Annotated in this window: 19 protein-coding genes; 8 read left to right on the top strand and 11 right to left on the bottom strand. The window is 67.0% G+C overall.

Annotated elements, in window-relative coordinates; translation table 11 throughout:
* Positions 1 to 37: 37 nt before the first annotated feature.
* Entirely contained in the window at positions 38 to 919 is an 882-nt protein-coding gene (locus tag C566_RS0114445; protein WP_018775061.1) for a 1,4-dihydroxy-2-naphthoate polyprenyltransferase, read from the top strand.
* Positions 920 to 973: 54 nt separating this feature from the next.
* On the opposite strand, the gene C566_RS0114440 is transcribed toward C566_RS0114445, so the two are convergent.
* Positions 974 to 1,297 carry a DUF4229 domain-containing protein gene (locus C566_RS0114440; RefSeq protein WP_018775060.1) on the bottom strand — a complete coding sequence of 108 codons (324 nt, stop codon included), beginning with the start codon at positions 1,295 to 1,297 and terminating at the stop codon, positions 974 to 976.
* Positions 1,298 to 1,426: 129 nt separating this feature from the next.
* Between C566_RS0114440 and C566_RS0114435 the strand changes: the two genes are divergently transcribed.
* Together C566_RS0114435 and C566_RS0114430 are read left to right on the top strand one after the other, a co-directional pair.
* Entirely contained in the window at positions 1,427 to 1,855 is a 429-nt protein-coding gene (locus C566_RS0114435; protein ID WP_018775059.1) for a PLD nuclease N-terminal domain-containing protein, read from the top strand.
* 363 nt (positions 1,856 to 2,218) lie between these two features.
* A complete protein-coding gene (locus C566_RS0114430) occupies positions 2,219 to 3,235 on the top strand; it encodes a hypothetical protein (protein ID WP_231386375.1) in 1,017 nt (338 codons plus the stop codon).
* Positions 3,236 to 3,867: 632 nt separating this feature from the next.
* Here C566_RS0114430 and ccsB read toward each other — a convergent pair.
* Genes ccsB through C566_RS0114405 form a run of 5 tightly spaced genes read right to left on the bottom strand, consistent with a single transcriptional unit; the run spans position 3,868 to position 8,811 of the window.
* A complete protein-coding gene (gene ccsB, locus C566_RS0114425; protein WP_018775057.1) occupies positions 3,868 to 4,983 on the bottom strand; it encodes a c-type cytochrome biogenesis protein CcsB in 1,116 nt (371 codons plus the stop codon).
* Entirely contained in the window at positions 4,983 to 6,755 is a 1,773-nt protein-coding gene (gene resB / locus C566_RS0114420; RefSeq protein WP_018775056.1) for a cytochrome c biogenesis protein ResB, read from the bottom strand. The genes ccsB and resB overlap by 1 nt, the downstream gene beginning before the upstream one ends.
* A complete protein-coding gene (locus C566_RS0114415) occupies positions 6,755 to 7,510 on the bottom strand; it encodes a cytochrome c biogenesis CcdA family protein (protein ID WP_018775055.1) in 756 nt (251 codons plus the stop codon). Before C566_RS0114415 ends, resB begins: the two co-directional genes overlap by 1 nt.
* Positions 7,511 to 7,522: 12 nt before the next feature.
* Complete coding sequence (locus C566_RS0114410) at positions 7,523 to 8,143, bottom strand: TlpA family protein disulfide reductase (RefSeq protein ID WP_196802382.1); 621 nt, start codon at positions 8,141 to 8,143, stop codon at positions 7,523 to 7,525.
* 2 nt (positions 8,144 to 8,145) lie between these two features.
* Entirely contained in the window at positions 8,146 to 8,811 is a 666-nt protein-coding gene (locus C566_RS0114405; RefSeq protein WP_026266714.1) for a histidine phosphatase family protein, read from the bottom strand.
* Positions 8,812 to 9,024: 213 nt separating this feature from the next.
* Between C566_RS0114405 and C566_RS0114400 the strand changes: the two genes are divergently transcribed.
* The 3 genes from C566_RS0114400 (at position 9,025) to C566_RS0114390 (ending at position 11,541) form a co-directional block, all read left to right on the top strand.
* Positions 9,025 to 9,573, top strand: coding sequence for a YceI family protein (locus tag C566_RS0114400; protein WP_018775052.1), 549 nt, complete (start codon positions 9,025 to 9,027; stop codon positions 9,571 to 9,573).
* A 216-nt stretch (positions 9,574 to 9,789) separates the two neighbouring features.
* Entirely contained in the window at positions 9,790 to 10,464 is a 675-nt protein-coding gene (locus C566_RS23225; protein ID WP_155846888.1) for a hypothetical protein, read from the top strand.
* A 216-nt stretch (positions 10,465 to 10,680) separates the two neighbouring features.
* Positions 10,681 to 11,541: a Yip1 family protein gene (locus tag C566_RS0114390; RefSeq protein ID WP_018775050.1), complete on the top strand. Its 861-nt coding sequence runs from the start codon at positions 10,681 to 10,683 to the stop codon at positions 11,539 to 11,541.
* Positions 11,542 to 11,606: 65 nt separating this feature from the next.
* On the opposite strand, the gene C566_RS0114385 is transcribed toward C566_RS0114390, so the two are convergent.
* Both C566_RS0114385 and C566_RS0114380 read right to left on the bottom strand, forming a co-directional pair.
* Positions 11,607 to 12,302, bottom strand: coding sequence for a redox-sensing transcriptional repressor Rex (locus tag C566_RS0114385; protein WP_018775049.1), 696 nt, complete (start codon positions 12,300 to 12,302; stop codon positions 11,607 to 11,609).
* 73 nt (positions 12,303 to 12,375) lie between these two features.
* Positions 12,376 to 12,648 (bottom strand): glutaredoxin family protein, encoded by a 273-nt coding sequence (locus C566_RS0114380; RefSeq protein WP_018775048.1) that lies wholly within the window; start codon positions 12,646 to 12,648, stop codon positions 12,376 to 12,378.
* Between the two features lie 130 nt (positions 12,649 to 12,778).
* Between C566_RS0114380 and C566_RS0114375 the strand changes: the two genes are divergently transcribed.
* A complete protein-coding gene (locus C566_RS0114375; protein WP_018775047.1) occupies positions 12,779 to 13,597 on the top strand; it encodes an HAD family hydrolase in 819 nt (272 codons plus the stop codon).
* A 195-nt stretch (positions 13,598 to 13,792) separates the two neighbouring features.
* On the opposite strand, the gene C566_RS22435 is transcribed toward C566_RS0114375, so the two are convergent.
* The 3 genes from C566_RS22435 to C566_RS0114365 form a co-directional block, all read right to left on the bottom strand.
* Entirely contained in the window at positions 13,793 to 13,891 is a 99-nt protein-coding gene (locus C566_RS22435) for a 30S ribosomal protein bS22 (protein ID WP_003792170.1), read from the bottom strand.
* Positions 13,892 to 14,096: 205 nt separating this feature from the next.
* A complete protein-coding gene (locus C566_RS0114370) occupies positions 14,097 to 14,318 on the bottom strand; it encodes a helix-turn-helix domain-containing protein (protein WP_018775046.1) in 222 nt (73 codons plus the stop codon).
* A 199-nt stretch (positions 14,319 to 14,517) separates the two neighbouring features.
* Positions 14,518 to 15,645 carry a 3-deoxy-7-phosphoheptulonate synthase gene (locus tag C566_RS0114365; protein ID WP_018775045.1) on the bottom strand — a complete coding sequence of 376 codons (1,128 nt, stop codon included), beginning with the start codon at positions 15,643 to 15,645 and terminating at the stop codon, positions 14,518 to 14,520.
* A 433-nt stretch (positions 15,646 to 16,078) separates the two neighbouring features.
* On the opposite strand from C566_RS0114365, the gene C566_RS0114360 reads away from it, so the two are divergent.
* Entirely contained in the window at positions 16,079 to 17,425 is a 1,347-nt protein-coding gene (locus C566_RS0114360) for an alpha-hydroxy acid oxidase (RefSeq protein WP_018775044.1), read from the top strand.
* Positions 17,426 to 17,448 lie beyond the last annotated feature (23 nt).

The following is a 17,448-nucleotide window of genomic DNA, read 5'->3' as shown; positions in this document are numbered from 1 at the left end:
ACCAACGAGTATTCAACCAACCAACGAGGTACTGACCGTGGCTACAGCCGCACAATGGATCCAAGGCGCCCGACTGCGCACCCTGCCCGCCGCGATCGCGCCGGTGCTGATCGGCAGCGCGGCCGCCTACGAGATGGATTCGTTCATCCTGCTGAACGCCGTGCTGGCCGCGCTGGTCGCCCTGCTCCTGCAGATCGGCGTCAACTACGCCAACGACTACTCGGACGGCATCCGCGGCACGGATGAGGACCGGGTGGGTCCCCTCCGGCTGGTGGGCTCTGGGGCCGCCAGCCCGGAGCACGTCAAAAGGGCAGCGTTCGCGGCCTTCGGGCTGGCGATGCTGTTCGGCCTGATCCTCGTGATTATCACTCAGGCCTGGTGGCTGATCCTGGTCGGCGTCGGCTGCGTGCTGGCCGCCTGGGGCTATACCGGCGGCAAGAACCCGTATGGCTACCTCGGCCTGGGCGACGTCTTCGTGTTTGTGTTCTTCGGGCTCGTCGCAACGCTTGGCACCACGTACACCCAGGCGGGGCAACTGAGCCTCGCCGCGATCATCGGGGCGATAGGCACCGGACTGATCGCGTGCGCCCTGCTGATGGCCAACAACGTCCGTGACATCCCCACCGACAGAAAGGCGGGGAAGAAAACCCTGGCCGTGCGGCTCGGGGACAAGCACGCGCGCGAAAGCTACGTGCTGATGCTGGCCGTAGCGATCCTGCTGGTCATCGTCCTGGCCCCCGCCCGGCCCTGGATGCTGATTGTGCTCCTGCTGATCCCCGCCAGCCTCATGCCGTCCTGGCTGATGATCTCCGGGCGGCGCCGCAAGAGCCTGATCCCGGTCCTGAAGCAGACCGGACTGATCAACCTCGGCTTCGCCGCACTGTTTTCACTCGGGCTCGTACTCAGCCACGGCTTCTAGGCCGGGGGCTCTGAGCCGCGGTTTCCCGGGACTGCACGGGACTAGGCCGGGGGCTCAGGCCCCGGGCTGCCGAGAATCTTTGGGGCGGTTGTCCGTGCGGACGGCAATGTCGGGGTTCTCGTCCACGAGGCGGTCTTCGGCCTCGGCGTCGGCCACCTCGCCGGCGCTGCGCATCGGCTTGGCCTTGCCCGAGAACCGGTGGTGGAGCGTCGCGGTGGCCGCGTCGCGCTGCTTCTGGAAGAACAGGAAGCTGACGGCGAACGACATCATCCCGGCGCACAGGGCGGCCAGGAGCACCCCCAGCTGAAGGTAGAGGAAGAGCGCAAACAAGGGCGCAAACAGCGCCAGCCGAATCAGGGTGTATTTGAGGAAAGCCACGCCTCAAGTTTAGCCGCCAGGACGGCGCGTTGCTTCGGCCATCCCGCTCCAGGCGGCCGCGGTGCCGGTGGCCTGCACCCGGGCATAGTGACCGGCGCCGTCGAGGCGCCCGACGGCTAGACTGAAGGTATGCTCCGTGTAGTGGTTCCGATCGTCATACTGGCCGTGTTTGTCTATGGACTGGTCGACCTCATCCGCACTGACGCGCGGCTGACCAGGGGCATCTCCAAGACCGCCTGGATCTTCGTGCAGGTCCTCCTCCCCGTGGTCGGCGCCACCCTGTGGTTTCTCATTGGACGCCCCCGCGCCACGGACACCGCACCGGTTGCCTACAGCCACCCGGTAGCGCCCGATGACGACCCCGAGTTCCTGCGCAACCTTGAGATCCGCCGCCGCAACCAGGCCGAGGCCGACAGGCTCAAGAAGCTCAAGGAAGAATTCGACGCCAAGGGCCGCAAGCACGACGCCGGCAACGCGGAAGCCGGCGGCACCGAGGGCGCCGGCGATGCCCACGAACCCGGCGACGCCGGAACGCCCGGCACTGACGAAGTCAAGTAGAGGTCAAGTAGCACCATCCCGGGCCTCCATCTGCGGCCGTTCGCCCCAAATGGCCGGAATCCCACGCTCTAAGCGGCCATCTCCGGCAAATGGCCGCCACCCATCCGCGCCCGCGTCTGCTGCCCACCCCTCCTCTGGCCATTGTGCACGCGCCCCGGCCCAGGCGTCCCTTTCCCATCTTCGGCCGCCCCCGTCACCCCGCCCGGGCCTCCATCTGCGGCCGTTCGCCCCAGATGGCCGGAATCCCACGCTTTAAGCGACCATCTCCGGCAAATGGCCGCCACTCGTCTGCGCCCGCGTCTGCTGCGCGCACCGCCCACTCCTCCCCCACACTGTGCCTGCTCTGTGGATAACCTCCGAGCCTTGTCCGCGCGGGCGCAGAATGCCCGTATGCGCCAGCCCAGTGAGCTTCCCCCGCATCTTCGAAACCAGCCCTTCACCGTGGCCGCGGCCCGCACTGCCGGGGTGGGGCGACGACGGACCCGGGCCAGGGATCTCGTCAGCCCCTGTTACGGGGTGCGCGCCACGGCCGCCACCCCAAACAGTTTGCTGAAACGTGTGCATGCCCTGACTGCCGTGACGGGCGCAATCGTAAGCCACCTGTCTGCGGCAGTGCTGTGGGGATTTCCACTGCCGCAGACCCTGGAGAACCTGGCGGTCATCCATCTGACGAGTCGGCCGGGCCAGCGGGCGGTCCGGCATAAGAATGTTGTGGGCCATCAGCAGTCACTTGAACCGGAGGAAATCGTGACCGGGGTGCGGGTGAGCTGCACCTCTCCGCTGCGGACGTGGTTCGATCTCGCGGGCATACTAAGCCTCGATGACTTGGTGATCGCCGGGGACTTCCTGCTGCGGCGGAGAAATCCGTTGACCACGCTCGCTGAGCTGGACGCATTCCTCGCCGGGAAGCAAGGCCGGGCGGGTTACCGGCGGGCCATGCAGGCCCGCTCCCTGATACGCGCCGGCACGGATTCCCCCAAGGAGACCGAACTCCGGCTCCTCCTGATTCGACATGGCCTGCCCGAACCCGGAATCAACGTCCCCATGTTCGATGAAACCGGCGGTTGGATCCAGGACCCGGATCTCTCCTATGAGCAAGAAAGGATCGCGATCCAGTACGACGGCGGTCACCACGCCGGTCCGGCCCAGCGTCGCAGCGACATCTTCCGGGATGAGAACGCCAGGGATGCCGGGTGGCGCGTCGTCGTATTGACCCAATGGCACTTGACCCCGCCCGGCCCTGGGATGGAGCCGGCCGCGGTTACCCGCGTGCGTGCGGCTCTGACGGAGCGCGGCTGGACCCCGGAACCGGGCCAAAAGCCGGGCCGGCGTCAACGTGCCCACCCCCAGCCGCACCCACTTGACACGAATGGCCGCTAAGCGCATCGGCTTAGCGGCCATCTGTGGCAAATCGATGGAGTGCGGTCCCTGCCAGCCCCGAAAGCACCGTCCGAGGTCCGCGGCCGCGTCCAGCACACAGGTGCCGGCACGCCACGCCACCCCAGCCGACCCCAGCCGCACGCCACACAGCCCCCAGCCGCACCCGTTTGACACGAATGGCCGCTAAGCGGATCGGCTTAGCGGCCATCTGTGGCAAACCGATGGAGTGCGGTCCCTGGCAGCCCCGGAAGCAGCCGCCCGAGGTCCGCGGCGCCCAGCACACAGGTGCCGGCACGCCACGCCACCCCAGCCGACACCAGCCGACCCCAGCCGCACCCGTTTGACACGAATGGCCGCTAAGCGGATCGGCTTAGCGGCCATCTAAGGCGAATCGATGGAGTGCGGTCCCTGGCAGCCCCGGAAGCAGCCCCCCGAGGTCCGCGGCGCCCAGCACACAGGTGCCGGCACGCCACGCCACCCCAGCCGACCCCAGCCGCACGCCGCCCCAGCCGACACCAGCCGACCCCAGCGGCACCCACTTGACACGAATGGCCGCTAAGCAGATCGGCTTAGCGGCCATCTGTGGCAAATCGAGGGAGTGCCGGCCCGGAAGGACCCGGCTGCGGTGCGGCTTACAGTCCCGAGTAGGAGTGCAGTCCGTTGAAGAACTGGTTCACGATCGTGAAGTTGAAGACCACGCACAGGTAGCCGACGATCGACAGCCAGGCGGCACGGGTTCCGGTCCAGCCGCGGGTGGCACGGGCGTGCAGGTATCCGGCGTAGACCACCCAGATCACGAACGTCCAGACTTCCTTCGTGTCCCAGCCCCAGAACCGGCCCCAGGCCTTCTCCGCCCAGATGGCGCCGAACATGAGCGTGAAGGTCCAGCCGACGAACGCGATCGCGTTGATGCGGTAGGACAGGTTCTCCAGGCTCAGGGCGTTCGGAACCAGGCGCATGAACCCGAGCTTGTCGGCGCCGCCGGCGGCGATGGTCTTCTGCCGGTGCGACTGCACGAGCTGCAGCGCGGACATGGCGAAGGTCAGGGTGAACAGGGCCGAGGACATTACCGCGATGGACACGTGGATGATCAGCCAGTAGCTCTGCAGCGCCGGCACGAGGTGGCCCACGGGGGTCCAGAAGGCGATGGAGGCCGCGACCAGCATGATGATGGCCAGCCCGATCACAAACGTGCCCAGGAAGCGCAGGTCGCGGCGGATCAGCACCAGCAGGAAGACGGCCACGGCCACGAACGCGCCCGTCGTGAGGAATTCGTACATGTTGCCCCACGGCACCCGGCCGGCACCCAGCGCGCGGGTGATCACGCCTGCCGCATGAATCGCGGCGCCGAGGACGGTCAGCGCGACGGCCACCCGGGCGGGGGCGCGCCGCTCGCCGGCGTAGCGCATGCTGCCGTCGGCGGTCTGTCCCGCGCCTGCCGCGGTGCCGCGGCGGGAGGTGGCCGACGTCGGACGCTCGGCACGGCCTGCCGGTCCGCTGACGTCCGCATCGGAGCGGGCGACGTCGGCTCCGGCGGCCGCCGCGCCGACACCGACGGGAACCCGCGCGGCATCGGCCTCGGCCGCCCCGGAGAGCTCTGCGGCCTTGAGGTCCACCGCGCGCAGCGTTTTGCTGCTCTTGGCCAGGTCCCAGGCGAAGGCGATGAACGCCACCGTGTACGTGCCGGCGGCCAGCAGCATGAACAGCTCGCTGTACTGGCCCATGGTTTCGTTGATCGAGAACGGCATTACTGGTCCTTCTTCGACTCGGAAGAGCCGGCTGTTGACTGGATGAAGTCTTCTGCGGGTTGTTCAGGAGAGGCGTCTGCGCCGCTGGCACCGTTCGCGGCGGTATCCGCCCGGTCATTATCCGCTGTTGCGCTGGGAGCGGGCTGGGAACCGGTTGGGGCGTCATCGCCCAACAGCCAATCGTCGGAAAGGAGCTTGCGGATGGCCGCGGCCTCCCCGGCCAGGCGGTGGTCTTCGCCGCGGGCCAGCAGACCGTACTCCACCATGGTCCGTCCGTCCTCGTGGGTGCCCGTGCGGACCCAGACGCGGCGGCGGTTCACGTAGAGCGAAGTCACCAGACCGGCGACGGCCAGGAGCGCGAAGATCAGGGCGTAGAGCTGTCCGGGGTTGTGGTGGATGTCCACGCCGATGTAGCGCTTGACGCCGTCGAAGCTGATGGAACCCTTGCCGTTCGGCAGCGTGTAGCTGCTTCCGGGCGCCAGGACGATGCCCTTCGTGTCCAGGTTGCGGGCGTTGAGCGGCGTGAGCTTCTTGACGTCGAGCTCGAAGACGTTTTGCGGGGAGCCCGCGTCGAGGCCGAGGTCGCCGAAGTAGGAGTTGAGCGTCAGCTGCGGGTTGATGAGCTCCGGATCACCGCTGAAGGACACGCCCTGGTCGGTGACGAACGCCGTCGGCAGGAAGAACCCGGCGAAGGCGAGCTGTTCCGGTTTGGCGTCCGGGACCTTGATGACCACGGAGGAGTAGTAGTTCTCGCCCTGGAGCTTGGCGACCACGGGACCTTGCATGGCAACGTTGCCGGCGCCGTCGCGGATGGTGACCACGGGAGCGTAGCCGTTGCCCGTGAGGTACACGCTGGTGCCGCCGAGGCTGAGGGGGTCGTTGACCTTGAGCACCTCTTTCTTGGCGGGTGCGTCCGGGTTTTCCTTCGTGGTCACGGCGGCGGTGAAGTCGATGGGCTGACCGAACTTGCCCTTCGATTCACGGTCGAAGGTGATGTCGAACTTGTCCAGCTGGACCGAATAGGGCTGCAGCTGGCTGCTCTGGAAATTGGTGCCGGGGGTGAACTGGTCGTACCCGACGAGGGTGTTGACGAACGTGTCCCCCTCCACCAGGATCCGCTGCCCGCTGTAGCCGAAGAGGCCGCCGGCCGCCACCGAGACCAGCACCCCGATCAGCGCGGTGTGGAAGACGAGGTTGCCGACTTCCTTCAGGAAGCCGCGCTCGGCACCCAAAGACGGGCGGGCGCCGTCGCGGTCCCGCACGTCGACGCGGTATCCGCGCTTTTTCAGCAGCTCGGCGGCGTCGGTGATGGCGGCCGACGCCGGGATCCCGGCGTCGGCCGGAATCACCAGGGTGCCGTATTCGGGCAATCTGGACAGTCGGGCGGGGGTGCGCGGGGGCTGGGAGCGCATCGCCTTGTAGTGCGCGATGGCGCGGGGGATCACGCAGCCGATCAGCGAGACGAACAGCAGGATGTAGATCGCCGAAAACCACGCCGAGGAGTAGACGTCGTAGAGCTGCACCGAGTCCAGGATCGCGCCGTAGTCCGGGTGGTCCTTGATGTACTGCGTGACAATCGCCGGGTTGGCCGGGCGCTGCGGGAACAGCGAGCCGGGCACGGCGGCGACGGCCAGCAGCAAGAGCAGGAACAGGGCTGTGCGCATGCTGGTCAGCTGCGTCCACGCCCACCGGAGCATGCCCAACGGACCCAGGGTGGGCAGGACGGCCTCGGGCTTCGGGGACTTCTTCTTTTCGTTCACGCGCTCGCTCATCAGATTGGCAATTTCACATCGGTTTGGAACCAGTACTGCAACCCGGAGACCCAGGTGCCCCACACGCCGCTCGCCATCAGGATCCCGAGCAGGATCAGGATGCCGCCGCCGGTGCGCTGGATGGCGAGCCGGTGGTTGCGGAAGAAGGACATCACGCCGATGCCGCGGCGCACGGCCAGGGCGATCAGCAGGAACGGGATTCCCAGCCCAAGGCTATAGACGAACGCCAGGAACGCCCCCTTGGCCGCCGAGGAGCCGCCGGAGAGGCTAAGCAGCTGGACGGCCGAATACGTCGGACCGATGCACGGCGCCCAGCCCAGCCCGAAGGTGATGCCCAGCAGGGGCGCGCCCCAGAGGCCGGCCGGCGGTTTGGCGTGGATTTTGGCATCGCGCTGGAGCCAGCCGAAGCCGCCCATGAACACCACGCCCATGACGATCACCAGGACGCCCAGCAGCTGGGTGATCCAGGTGTTCTGCGAGCCCGTGATGACGCTGCCCAGCTGCCCGAAGGCGCCGCCGAGCAGCACGAAGATCACGGAGAATCCGAGGACGAACAGCCCGATGCCGGCCAGCATGCGCCCGCGCCTTTGCTTCTGCAGGTCGACGCCGGTCAGTCCCGTGACGTAGCCCAGGTATCCGGGCACCAGCGGGAGGACGCAGGGCGAGAGGAAGGAGACCAGTCCGGCCAGCAGCGCGACAGGAATGGCAAGCAGGAGCGATCCGTTCAGGATGGCTTCGGCGAAGGGGCTGTTCACAGTGGGGCCGCGCTACTCGGCCACGGCGGCGGCAATGAGGGACTTCAGGGTGCCCTGCTGGATTTCGCCCAGGACCCGGGAGGCGACGCGGCCCTGCTTGTCCAGCACGAGGGTGGTAGGCACGGCACCGGGCGGCACGAGTCCGGAGACGGCCAGCAGCACGGCGCCGTCCTTGTCATTGAAGCTCGGGTACGTCAGGTTGAAGGTCTTGTCGAACGCGTCGGCCGTGGCCTTCTCATCGCGCAGGTTGACGCCGAAGAACTGCACGCCCTTGGTCTTGAATTCCTGGTTCAGCGCCTCGAGGGAGGGCGCCTCGACCCGGCAGGGGGCGCAGGCGGCGAACCAGAAGTTCAGCACGGTCACCTTGCCGGGGAAGTCCGCCGACGTCACGGCCGTGCCGTCGAACAGCGTCCCCTTGAGCGCCACGGGACTCTTGCGGTCCGCGACGGCGAACTCGGTGACGGACCCGTCGCCGGCCACATAGTTCTTGTTATCCCCGGCCTTGGCCTGTTTGGCCAAGGCGTCGTCCTGGGCGCAGCCGGACAGCCCGAACACGGCGGCCAGCGCGGCCCCGCCGGCGGTCAGCACGCGGCGGCGGGACAAAGGAGTTTCTTCGCGGTGGTTCGCGGCCATGGTCAGGCTCCCGGGGTGCTGGCGGCACCGGGCAGCAGGGCGGCAGCGGGCTCGCTGTAGTCGACGCGCACGAGGCCGCCGGCGTCGTCGAACACCAGGGACGTCAGGGAGGTCAGCGTGCATTCGCGCTTGCGCGGGTCGTGCCACAACGGCCGGCCTTCGGCGCTGAGCCGCGTGGCCCAGATGGGCAGCTGGTGGCTGACAAGGATGGCTTCGGCCCCGTTGCCGCCCAGTTCGAGGGCCCGGACGCGCGCGTCCTGGACTGCCGCGATGACCCGCGCGGCCTGCTCCTTGTAGGGCTCACCCCACGAGGGCCGCAACGGGTTGTACAGCCGGGCCCAGTGTTTGGGCCGCAGCAGCTCCGCTTTGGAGACGTGGAGGCCCTCAAAGTAGTTGGCGGCCTCGATGATGCGGGCTTCGGTGGCAATCTCCAGGTCCAGGGCGTCGGCGATCGGCTGCGCAGTCTCCTGCGCGCGGGTCAGCGGGGACGCGGCGAGGTGGACGATCCGGGCCCCTTGCGCGGAACGCTCCCTGAAGTGTTCCGCCAGGGTGCGGGCCATCTCCCGGCCGAGTTCGGAGAGGTGGAATTCCGGCAGCCTGCCGTACAGGACACCATCGGGATTGTGGACCTCGCCGTGGCGGAGCAAATGAACAGTGGCTTGGGGCATGTCTACCAGTTTCTCAAAGATGCCGGTCGATCTGAAATCTTCTACAGGAGGTAGAACTGATGAGTTTGGAAAAATGTTCCCCGGAGTTGGAATAAAAGATGCAAATGCATGTTTATACTGGGTGAAGCAGTTAGTTGAGAGTTCAACCAATGATGCTTCAACTAGCGATCAGACGAACCACCGCAGTACCAACCCGACTCAAGGAGAACCACCATGGCACTTCCCGCAAACGTCACTACCGGCACCTGGACCCTCGACCCGTCGCACAGCGAGATCGGCTTCACCGTCCGCCACGCCGGCATCAGCAAGGTCCGCGGTCAGTTCACCGACGCTTCAGCCACCCTGGACCTCGCCGAGAACGTCACCGACTCCAAGGTCAACGCCTCGATCAAGACCGCAAGCTTCGACTCCGGCGACGCCAACCGCGACGGCCACGTCCGCGGCGAAGACTTCTTCGACGTCGAGACGTTCCCGGAGATCTCCTTTGTCTCCAACACCATCGTCCCCAAGGGCGACGCCTACGAGCTGCAGGGCGACCTCACCATCAAGGGCATCACCCGCCCCGTCGCCCTCGAGACCGAATTCAACGGCGTGGCCGTCGATCCCTTCGGCAACACCCGCGCCGGCCTCAGCGCCGAAACCACGATCAGCCGCAAGGACTTCGGCCTGACCTGGAACGCCGTCCTCGAAGCCGGCGGCGTGCTGGTCAGCGACAAGGTTGCCATCAACCTGGAACTGGCCTTCATCGCTCCCGCAGCGTAACCAGTATTCAACAGGTCCGGTCCCGGTCACTCCAGTCCGGGCCTGATGGCCGACGCCGGTCAGCCGGCTCCAGCGCCCTGCTTCATCTTCGCGATGAAGCAGGGCGCTGTTGTTTGCGCCGCTGCTATTTGCCGCTGTTGGGCGCCGCCGGCGGGCACCGGGACGCGGCTGCAGATTCCCTAGATAACAGGGAAACGGCGGTCTACAGTGAGAGCCATGAGCAACCCGAGTGATGTACCTCCGCAGCAGCCGGGCGCCCAGCCACCGGCGTCGGGCAACGTCCCGCCCGCGGGACCGCAGCAGCCCCCGGCCAACCCGCCGTTCCCTCCCGGTTATCAGGCACCGCCGCCGGGGTACCAGGCACCGCCACCGGGGTACCAGGGCCAGCCGGCCCCTGCCAGCGGATTCCGCTTTGAGATGCCGACCGACCGCCCCCGGAACTTCGGCGATGCACTGCCTGCGGGCGGGCTCTCCGGCATGTTCAAGGTCGCTGTAATGCCCACCGAGCTGAAGGTCTCGTACTGGATCTGGCTTATCGGCGGGCTCCTGGGACTCCTCGGTGGAATCATCGGGTTGTTCGGGTCCTTCGTTTTGATCGCCTTCGCGCCGGCAATCGGGCTCCTGGTGCTGTTGCTCGTCATCGTGGCGCTCATGCTGGCAACTGCTCAGATCATCCTGGCGATGAAGATGAAAGAAGGCCGGGAGTGGGCCCGCTTCGCCCTCACCATCCTTGTTGGCATCTCCTTGGTCCTGGCACTCATCAGTTCCGGCATCGCGGACGGCCGGGCGGGCGGAAACCTGCCGGGCTTCCTCATCAGCCTGGTGGCGACCGTGCTCATGTGGCTGCCGAACGCACAGGCCTGGTTTGTCGCCAACCGGGGCCGAATCTAGGCCTGCCGCCGCACAGGGCACGGGCCGGATCGTGGCAGCGCCAGGGCTCCACCGCCGCCACTCGCCGGCCACCGAATGAGGGTTGAGAATACCTCTCCGGAATGATCCGCACGGGGGCCAGCCCGCGGTACGGTTGAGCTAAACCATGCTGGGGGCAGGGCAGGATCTCTGATCCCGGTGGCCGATTCGATCGATCGACACGCAAAGGACCGCTTCATGAGCAACCCGCCAGTCCAGCCCCCACCCTCCGACGGCTCCGAGCCGGGCCAGGAATCCACTCCGGCCCCGCAGACGCCCCCGGCCTACGGCCAGAACGCCCCCCAGGCACCGCAATACGGCCAGCAGACACCCCCGGCCTACGGCCAGAACGCCCCCGAGGCACCGCAATACGGCCAGCAGACACCCCCCGCCTACGGCCAGAACGCCCCCCAGGCACCGCAATACGGCCAGCAGACACCCCCCGCCTACGGCCAGAACGCCCCCCAGGCACCGCAATACGGCCAGCAGACACCCCCGGCCTACGGCCAGAACGCCCCCCAGGCACCGCAGTACGGCCAGTCTCCCTACGGTCAGTCCCCCTACGCCCAGTACCCGTCCGAACAGCCGCAGGCTCAGGGCGCGGTTCCCCAGCTGGTCAATACTTCGTTCTGGCTGATCATCGCAGCCGGAGCCCTCTGGGTCATCTCGATGCTGGTGTCCCTGGGAACCCTGGACAGCCCTGCCGTCAGGGACATGTTCGAGCAGCAGATGGCAGCGAGCGGCACGAGCATCGATTTCGAATCCATCAAGGGTGTGCTGATCGGCACCATCGTGGTGTTCGCCGCCATCAGCGCCGGGCTGTACGCCCTCGTGGCATTCAATGTCCGCAAGGGCAAGAACTGGGCCCGCATCCTGGGCACCGTATTCGCCGCCTTGTCGGTCTTCAACATCATCCCGCTCAGCCTGGCCACCCTGGCGGCACTGGTCGGTATCGCGGCCATCGTGCTGCTTTACCTGCCCGCGGCAGCGCCGTACTTCCAGAAGCGGCAGCCCTTTGCCAACCCCTACGGACAGCCCGGAGCCCCGTTCGGGAAGTAGCTTCGCCAGTCTCTGCCCAGTAGGGAACCACCCAGCGGCGCGGGAGCCGGAAGGCTTCGCCGACCTTAGTCGGCGTCTTCCGGGTCCTGCGCCCTTTGTGCGTGGTAGGCCAGAATCTGCAGTTCCGTTGCCATGTCCACCTTGCGGAGGTTGACCCCAGGGGGGACCTGTAGCATCACCGGCGCGAAGCTGAGGATGCTCCGCACGCCGGCGGCAATCACCCGGTCGCAGACGTCCTGGGCCACAGCGGCAGGCAAGGCGAGGACCACCATGTTGGCGCCCGTCCGCTGCAATACCGGCTCAAGGTCGGCGGCGTCGCTGACCCGCAGCCAGCCGACCTCGCTGCCCACCACCATCTGGTCGGCGTCGAAAATTGCCACGATGTCAAAGCCCCGCGACTCGAATCCGCCGTACCGGGCCAGGGCCTTGCCCAGGTTGCCCGCACCGACGATCGCGACTTTCCAGTCATGCGTCAGCCCGAGCGCGGCCGCGATGTTGCGGTTGAGGTACTGGACCTCATAACCGACACCCCGGGTTCCGTAGGAGCCGACATAGGAGAGGTCCTTGCGCAGCGTCGAGGAGCTGACGCCGGAGGCCTCGGCCAGCGATTCGGACGAGACCCGGTCCACCCCCTCAGCCAGCAGTGTGGTCAGGGCGCGCAGATAGATGGTCAGCCGGGCCACGGCCGCGGGTGGAATCTGTTTGGCCGCAGTCCCGGCTCCCCCGGGGACAGCCCCGGGAGATGAATCCAGCGAAGTCACTATCTGCTCCATTGCGTCGCGTTGTGCTTCCCACTCTAGAGCCCCCGCGCATCACGCAACAAAGCACCCGCCGTCAGGAGGACTGGTCTAGGACCCGTTGCAGGGTCCGGGTCAGGCGGGCCTCGTCGATCTTCCAGAAATCCCGCTGGACACCATTGACCAGCACCACCGGGATCTCCTCGGCAAAGCGTTCCCGCAGCCCGGCGTCGTCGTCCACCGATTTCTCCGACCACTCTATTCCGAGCGCAGCGGTGACGCGGCCGACGGCGGCGCGCGCCTCTGTGCACAGGTGGCAGTCAGTTTTGGTGATCAGAACTACATCGGGGAAGGACGCGGGTTTGGCCATGCATCCACCGTAGCCCGGCGGCCACTCGGCGTCGACGCGCGGCGCAGTCCGCCCGGGGCCGGGGCCGTCCTGCCGTCGCGCCGCGCGCCACGGGGGCGGCCGGGGGCCGGTCATTGACTAGACTCGTGGCATGCCCGAGGAGAAATACGTCATTGTGGCCAATGAGCCTGCTGCATCGACGCAGCACGGCGAGGCCGCATTTTTCGACGTCGACAACACCCTCATGAAGGGCGCAAGCCTTTTCCATGTCGCCCGGAAGCTTCACCAGCGTGGCGCCTTCACGCTGCCGCAGGCTGCCGGGTTCGCCTGGAAGCAGTTCATGTTCGTACTGCGCGGCGAAAACATGGATGACGTCCATGCCGTCCGCGATTCGGCCCTGACGCTGGCCGCCGGCATCACGGCGAAGGATATCGAGGCGTTGGGCGAAGAGGTCTACGACGAGATGATTGAGTCGCGGATCTGGCCGGGGGCAAAGGCCCTGGCCGAACAGCATCTCCGGGTCGGGCGCAAGGTATGGCTCGTCACGGCGACGCCGATCGAGGTGGCCACGGTCATTGCCGCCCGGCTGGGCTTGACCGGGGCGCTGGGCACGGTGGGCGAGATCATGGACGGCTCGTACACGGGGCGGCTGGTGGGCGAGATCCTCCATGGACCGGCCAAAGCGGTTGCAGTCCAGCAAATTGCCGAGGAGCAGGGCCTGGACCTGAGCCGCTGCTGGGCGTACAGCGATTCCCACAACGACATCCCGTTGCTGAGCATGGTGGGGCACCCCGTTGCCATCAATCCCGACTCCAAGTTGCGCCGTTACGCCCGCGAGCACAACTGGCCGGTCTACGACTTCCGTGCCGGCCGGCGCGCCGCCACGTTGGGCTTCAAGGCCGCGACGGTCGGAGGGGCCATCTACGGCCTGTGGCGGGGGTTCTCCCGCTTCCGCGGCCCCAGCCGCTAGGCCGCCCGCGGTTTTCCGCTGCAGTTTCGGACCCGGGTTGCGGTTTCAGACCCGTGCGCCGCGGATCCGGGCCGCCTGTGTCCGATTCCGTAGCCCGTGTCCTTGATCCGGTGCGAAATCTTCCCACCGGGACGGGGCAAGAAAAATGCCCGCCGCCTGGAAGGCAACGGGCATTTCATGCATTTCGAAGTATTGCTACTTCTTATTGCGACGCTGGTGGCGCGTCTTGCGAAGCAGCTTGCGGTGCTTCTTCTTGGCCATACGCTTGCGACGCTTCTTAATAACTGAACCCACGAAAGTTCCTTACCGGCTAGATGCAGTACCTGCCTGTTGGGAAGTGTCCGCGGGCTAAGCAGCAGACTAAAACAACTGACAGGTTCTTACAATGACGTAAAACGTTCCTTAACAGGGTACCGCCTCTGCGAGGCACCCCACGACCGCGGGCCCCGTGCGGGACCCAAAGCAGTCGATTCACGCTGTGAATGTTGCCGCTGACTGTTCAGCCAGTTCCGGCGTGGCCGTCGTTCCGGTCGACGACGGCACCCTTGAGGTACTGTTCGACGGCGTTTTCCGGCACGCGGTAGGAGCGGCCGAACCGCACGGCCGGCATCTCCCCCGAATGCACAAGACGGTACACAGTCATTTTTGATACCCGCATAAGTTCCGCGACTTCGGCCACGGTCAAAAAACGGGCCTTGGAGAAGTTGGCCTCCGTAGACATTTCCCTATTCCTTTGCTCAAGCGAACGGCAGCCCCACCTGTTGACATGGCGGTGTGCCGATGCTGAGCCATCAAACAACCATGTGTTAGCAACACTAGTTGCTCATGGTGCCAAAGTGAAAGACTTCCTCAGGAATCCCCCCACGATTTCCGCAGGAATCTCGAAAAACTCGCAGCACCGGGCTCCTCCGGTTACCGACTCAGGCAAGCGTCCGCCGCGTGCGGGCCGAGGCGGCCAGCTGGCCAAGTACCGATGCCGTCACGTCCCAGTCCATGCAGGCATCAGTGACGCTCTGGCCGTAGACCAGCCCGTCGCGTCCGGCGCCTGTGACTGTGTTGACGGCGGCGTTGACCTCAAGGGTCTGCGCCCCGCCCACCAGGAAGCTCTCCAGCATGACGCCGGCGATGGCCCCGGCGGCGGCTCCGGCACTTTCCAGCTGCGCACCGATTTCGAGGGCGACCTCGGCCTGGCGGTGGTGGTTTTTGCCGCTGTTGGCGTGGCTGGCATCGACGATCAGGCGGGGGTTCAACTGCTTCGCGGCGAGTTTCGCCGAGGCTGCTTCAACGTCGGCGGCTGAGTAGTTGGGACCCTTGCGTCCGCCGCGGAGGATGACGTGGGTGTCCGGGTTGCCGGCGGTAGCCACAAGCGCCGCCCTGCCGTCGTCGTCGATCCCGAGGAATGCCTGGGCGGCGGCGGCGGCGCTGCACGCGTCCAGTGCCACCTGGAGATCTCCGTCGGTCCCGTTCTTGAAGCCGATCGGCATCGACAGCCCGGAGGCCAGCTGGCGGTGGATCTGGCTCTCCGTGGTCCGGGCGCCGATCGCGCCCCAGGCGACCAGGTCCGCGACGTACTGGGGGCTGATGGGCTCAAGGAACTCAGTGGCGGTGGGCAGGCCGAGGGCGGTGACCTGCCGCAGGAACGCCCGGGCTGCGCGGAGGCCCGCGGCGATGTCGTGGCTGCCGTCCAGCCGGGGATCGTTGATCAGGCCCTTCCACCCGACCGTAGTGCGCGGCTTTTCGAAGTAGGTGCGCATGACGATCAGCAGATCCTCGCGGTGCTTCTCCGCCTGGCTGACCAGCCTACGGGCGTATTCCAGCCCCGCCTTGGGGTCGTGGATGGAGCAGGGGCCCACGATGACGAGCAGCCTGTCGTCCACACCGTCCATGATGGCCCGGACCTCGTCCCGGCCCCGCCCGACCACCTCGGCCAGGCGGGCCTCCAAGGGCAGTTCCGCCATGAGGTCCTGCGGGGTGGGCAGCGGGGTGAACTCGCTGACGCGCAGGTTCGAGGTGGGGTGCTGGGTGCCGGTGGCTGCTTCGATGCTCATGTTCGGGTCCTGTTCCGGATGCGGAGCGGGCCCTGATCAGAACCCGCCGGAGAAATGGCGAAGGGCAGAGAATGATCTCTGCCCTGTTGGCTCTGAAGGAAAGTTGGATGCGTGTCAGTTAGACGCGGGCCCCTCCAGAGCCAACGAAAAATACGCATACCAACGGTTAGTCATAGCCTCGACCATAGCCCCGGAGCCGCGGCGGGGGCAAACGCCGGGCGTAACAATCCGCCGTCGCACCGGGCCGGGACGTACCTCCCGTCATCGGGCAACAGGTCAACGGTTCCTGCGGGCACCAGGCTGGTCGGGGACGCCCACGGGTCTGGCCCGAACGCCCTGGCGGCCACTGGGCCACACCTGCCGGGCCCCAGAAGCATGGCCATTAGAGTGTTCTGGAGCACACGCTTAAGATCCTGCAGAACCGGAGGCAGCCATGACGCAGACCGTCCCGTCCCGCAACCCCGAGGCTCCGACCACACCCGCGGCCACTGCGCCCGGCCACGCGGCCCCCGCATCCGGCCACGACACAGCCGCGGCCGCCCGCGGGCTCCCTGCCGCGCTGAAGCGCCGGGTGCCCAAATACGCCGACCTTGCGCCCCTGATGCAGTTCAAGAAGCCGGAGTTCAGCCGGGCTGCCAGGCTCCGCCGGGCCAGCACCATCTGGGACCTGCGGGACATGGCCAAACGCCGCACACCCCAGGCGCCCTTCGACTACACCGACGGCGCCGCCGAGGCCGAAATCTCCCTCCGCCGCGCCCGCCAGGCGTTCCTGGACATCGAGTTCCGGCCCGGGGTCCTGCGTGACGTCTCCAGCATCGACCTCAGCACCGACATCCTGGGCGGGCCGTCCCGCCTCCCGGTGGGGATCGCGCCTACCGGTTTCACCCGGATGATGCAGTCCGAAGGCGAATACGCCGGCTCCCAGGCCGCCGAAGCCGCCGGCATTCCATACACCCTCTCCACCATGGGCACGGCCTCGCTCGAGGACGTGGCCGCCGCCGCACCCACCGGCCGCAACTGGTTCCAGCTGTACCTGTGGACTGACCGGGACCGTTCCCTGGAACTGATCCAGCGTGCCGCCGCGGCGGGCAATGACACCCTCATGGTCACGGTGGACACCGCCGTCGCCGGCGCCAGGCTCCGCGACGTCCGCAACGGCATGACCATCCCGCCCGCCCTGACCCTCAAGACCGTCCTCGATGCGTCCCACCGGCCCGCGTGGTGGTTCAACTTCCTCACCCACGAACCACTGACCTTCGCATCCCTCTCCCGGTACACCGGCACGGTCGCGGACCTCATCAACTCCATGTTCGACCCCACCCTGACCTACGCCGACCTCGACTGGCTGCGCGAGACGTGGAAGGGCAAGCTCGTGGTCAAGGGCATCCAGACAGTCGACGATGCCCGCAAAGTCGTGGACCACGGCGCCGACGGAATCGTGCTCTCCAACCACGGCGGCCGCCAGCTGGACCGCGCACCGATCCCCTTCCACCTGCTCCCCGAAGTCTCCGCCGCCCTCAAGGCCGACCACAGCGACGCCGCGATCCTCCTGGACACCGGCATCATGAGCGGCGCGGACATCATCGCCGCCCTCGCCCTCGGCGCCGACTTCACGCTGATCGGCCGCGCCTACCTCTACGGGCTTATGGCCGGCGGACGGGCCGGCGTGGACCGCGCCCTCCAAATCCTCGAAAAGGACATGGAACGCACCATGGCCCTGCTCGGCGTCAGCCGGGTCGCGGACCTCACCCCCGAGCACGTGCGGATCCTCCGCACCTAGCGCACAGGCGCCCGCAAGGTCCG

The organism is Arthrobacter sp. 131MFCol6.1 (assembly GCF_000374925.1).
Classification (GTDB): Bacteria; Actinomycetota; Actinomycetes; order Actinomycetales; family Micrococcaceae; genus Arthrobacter.
The sequence above is the reverse complement of the archived record's forward strand: the minus strand, read 5'-3'. Positions and strand labels throughout refer to the sequence as shown.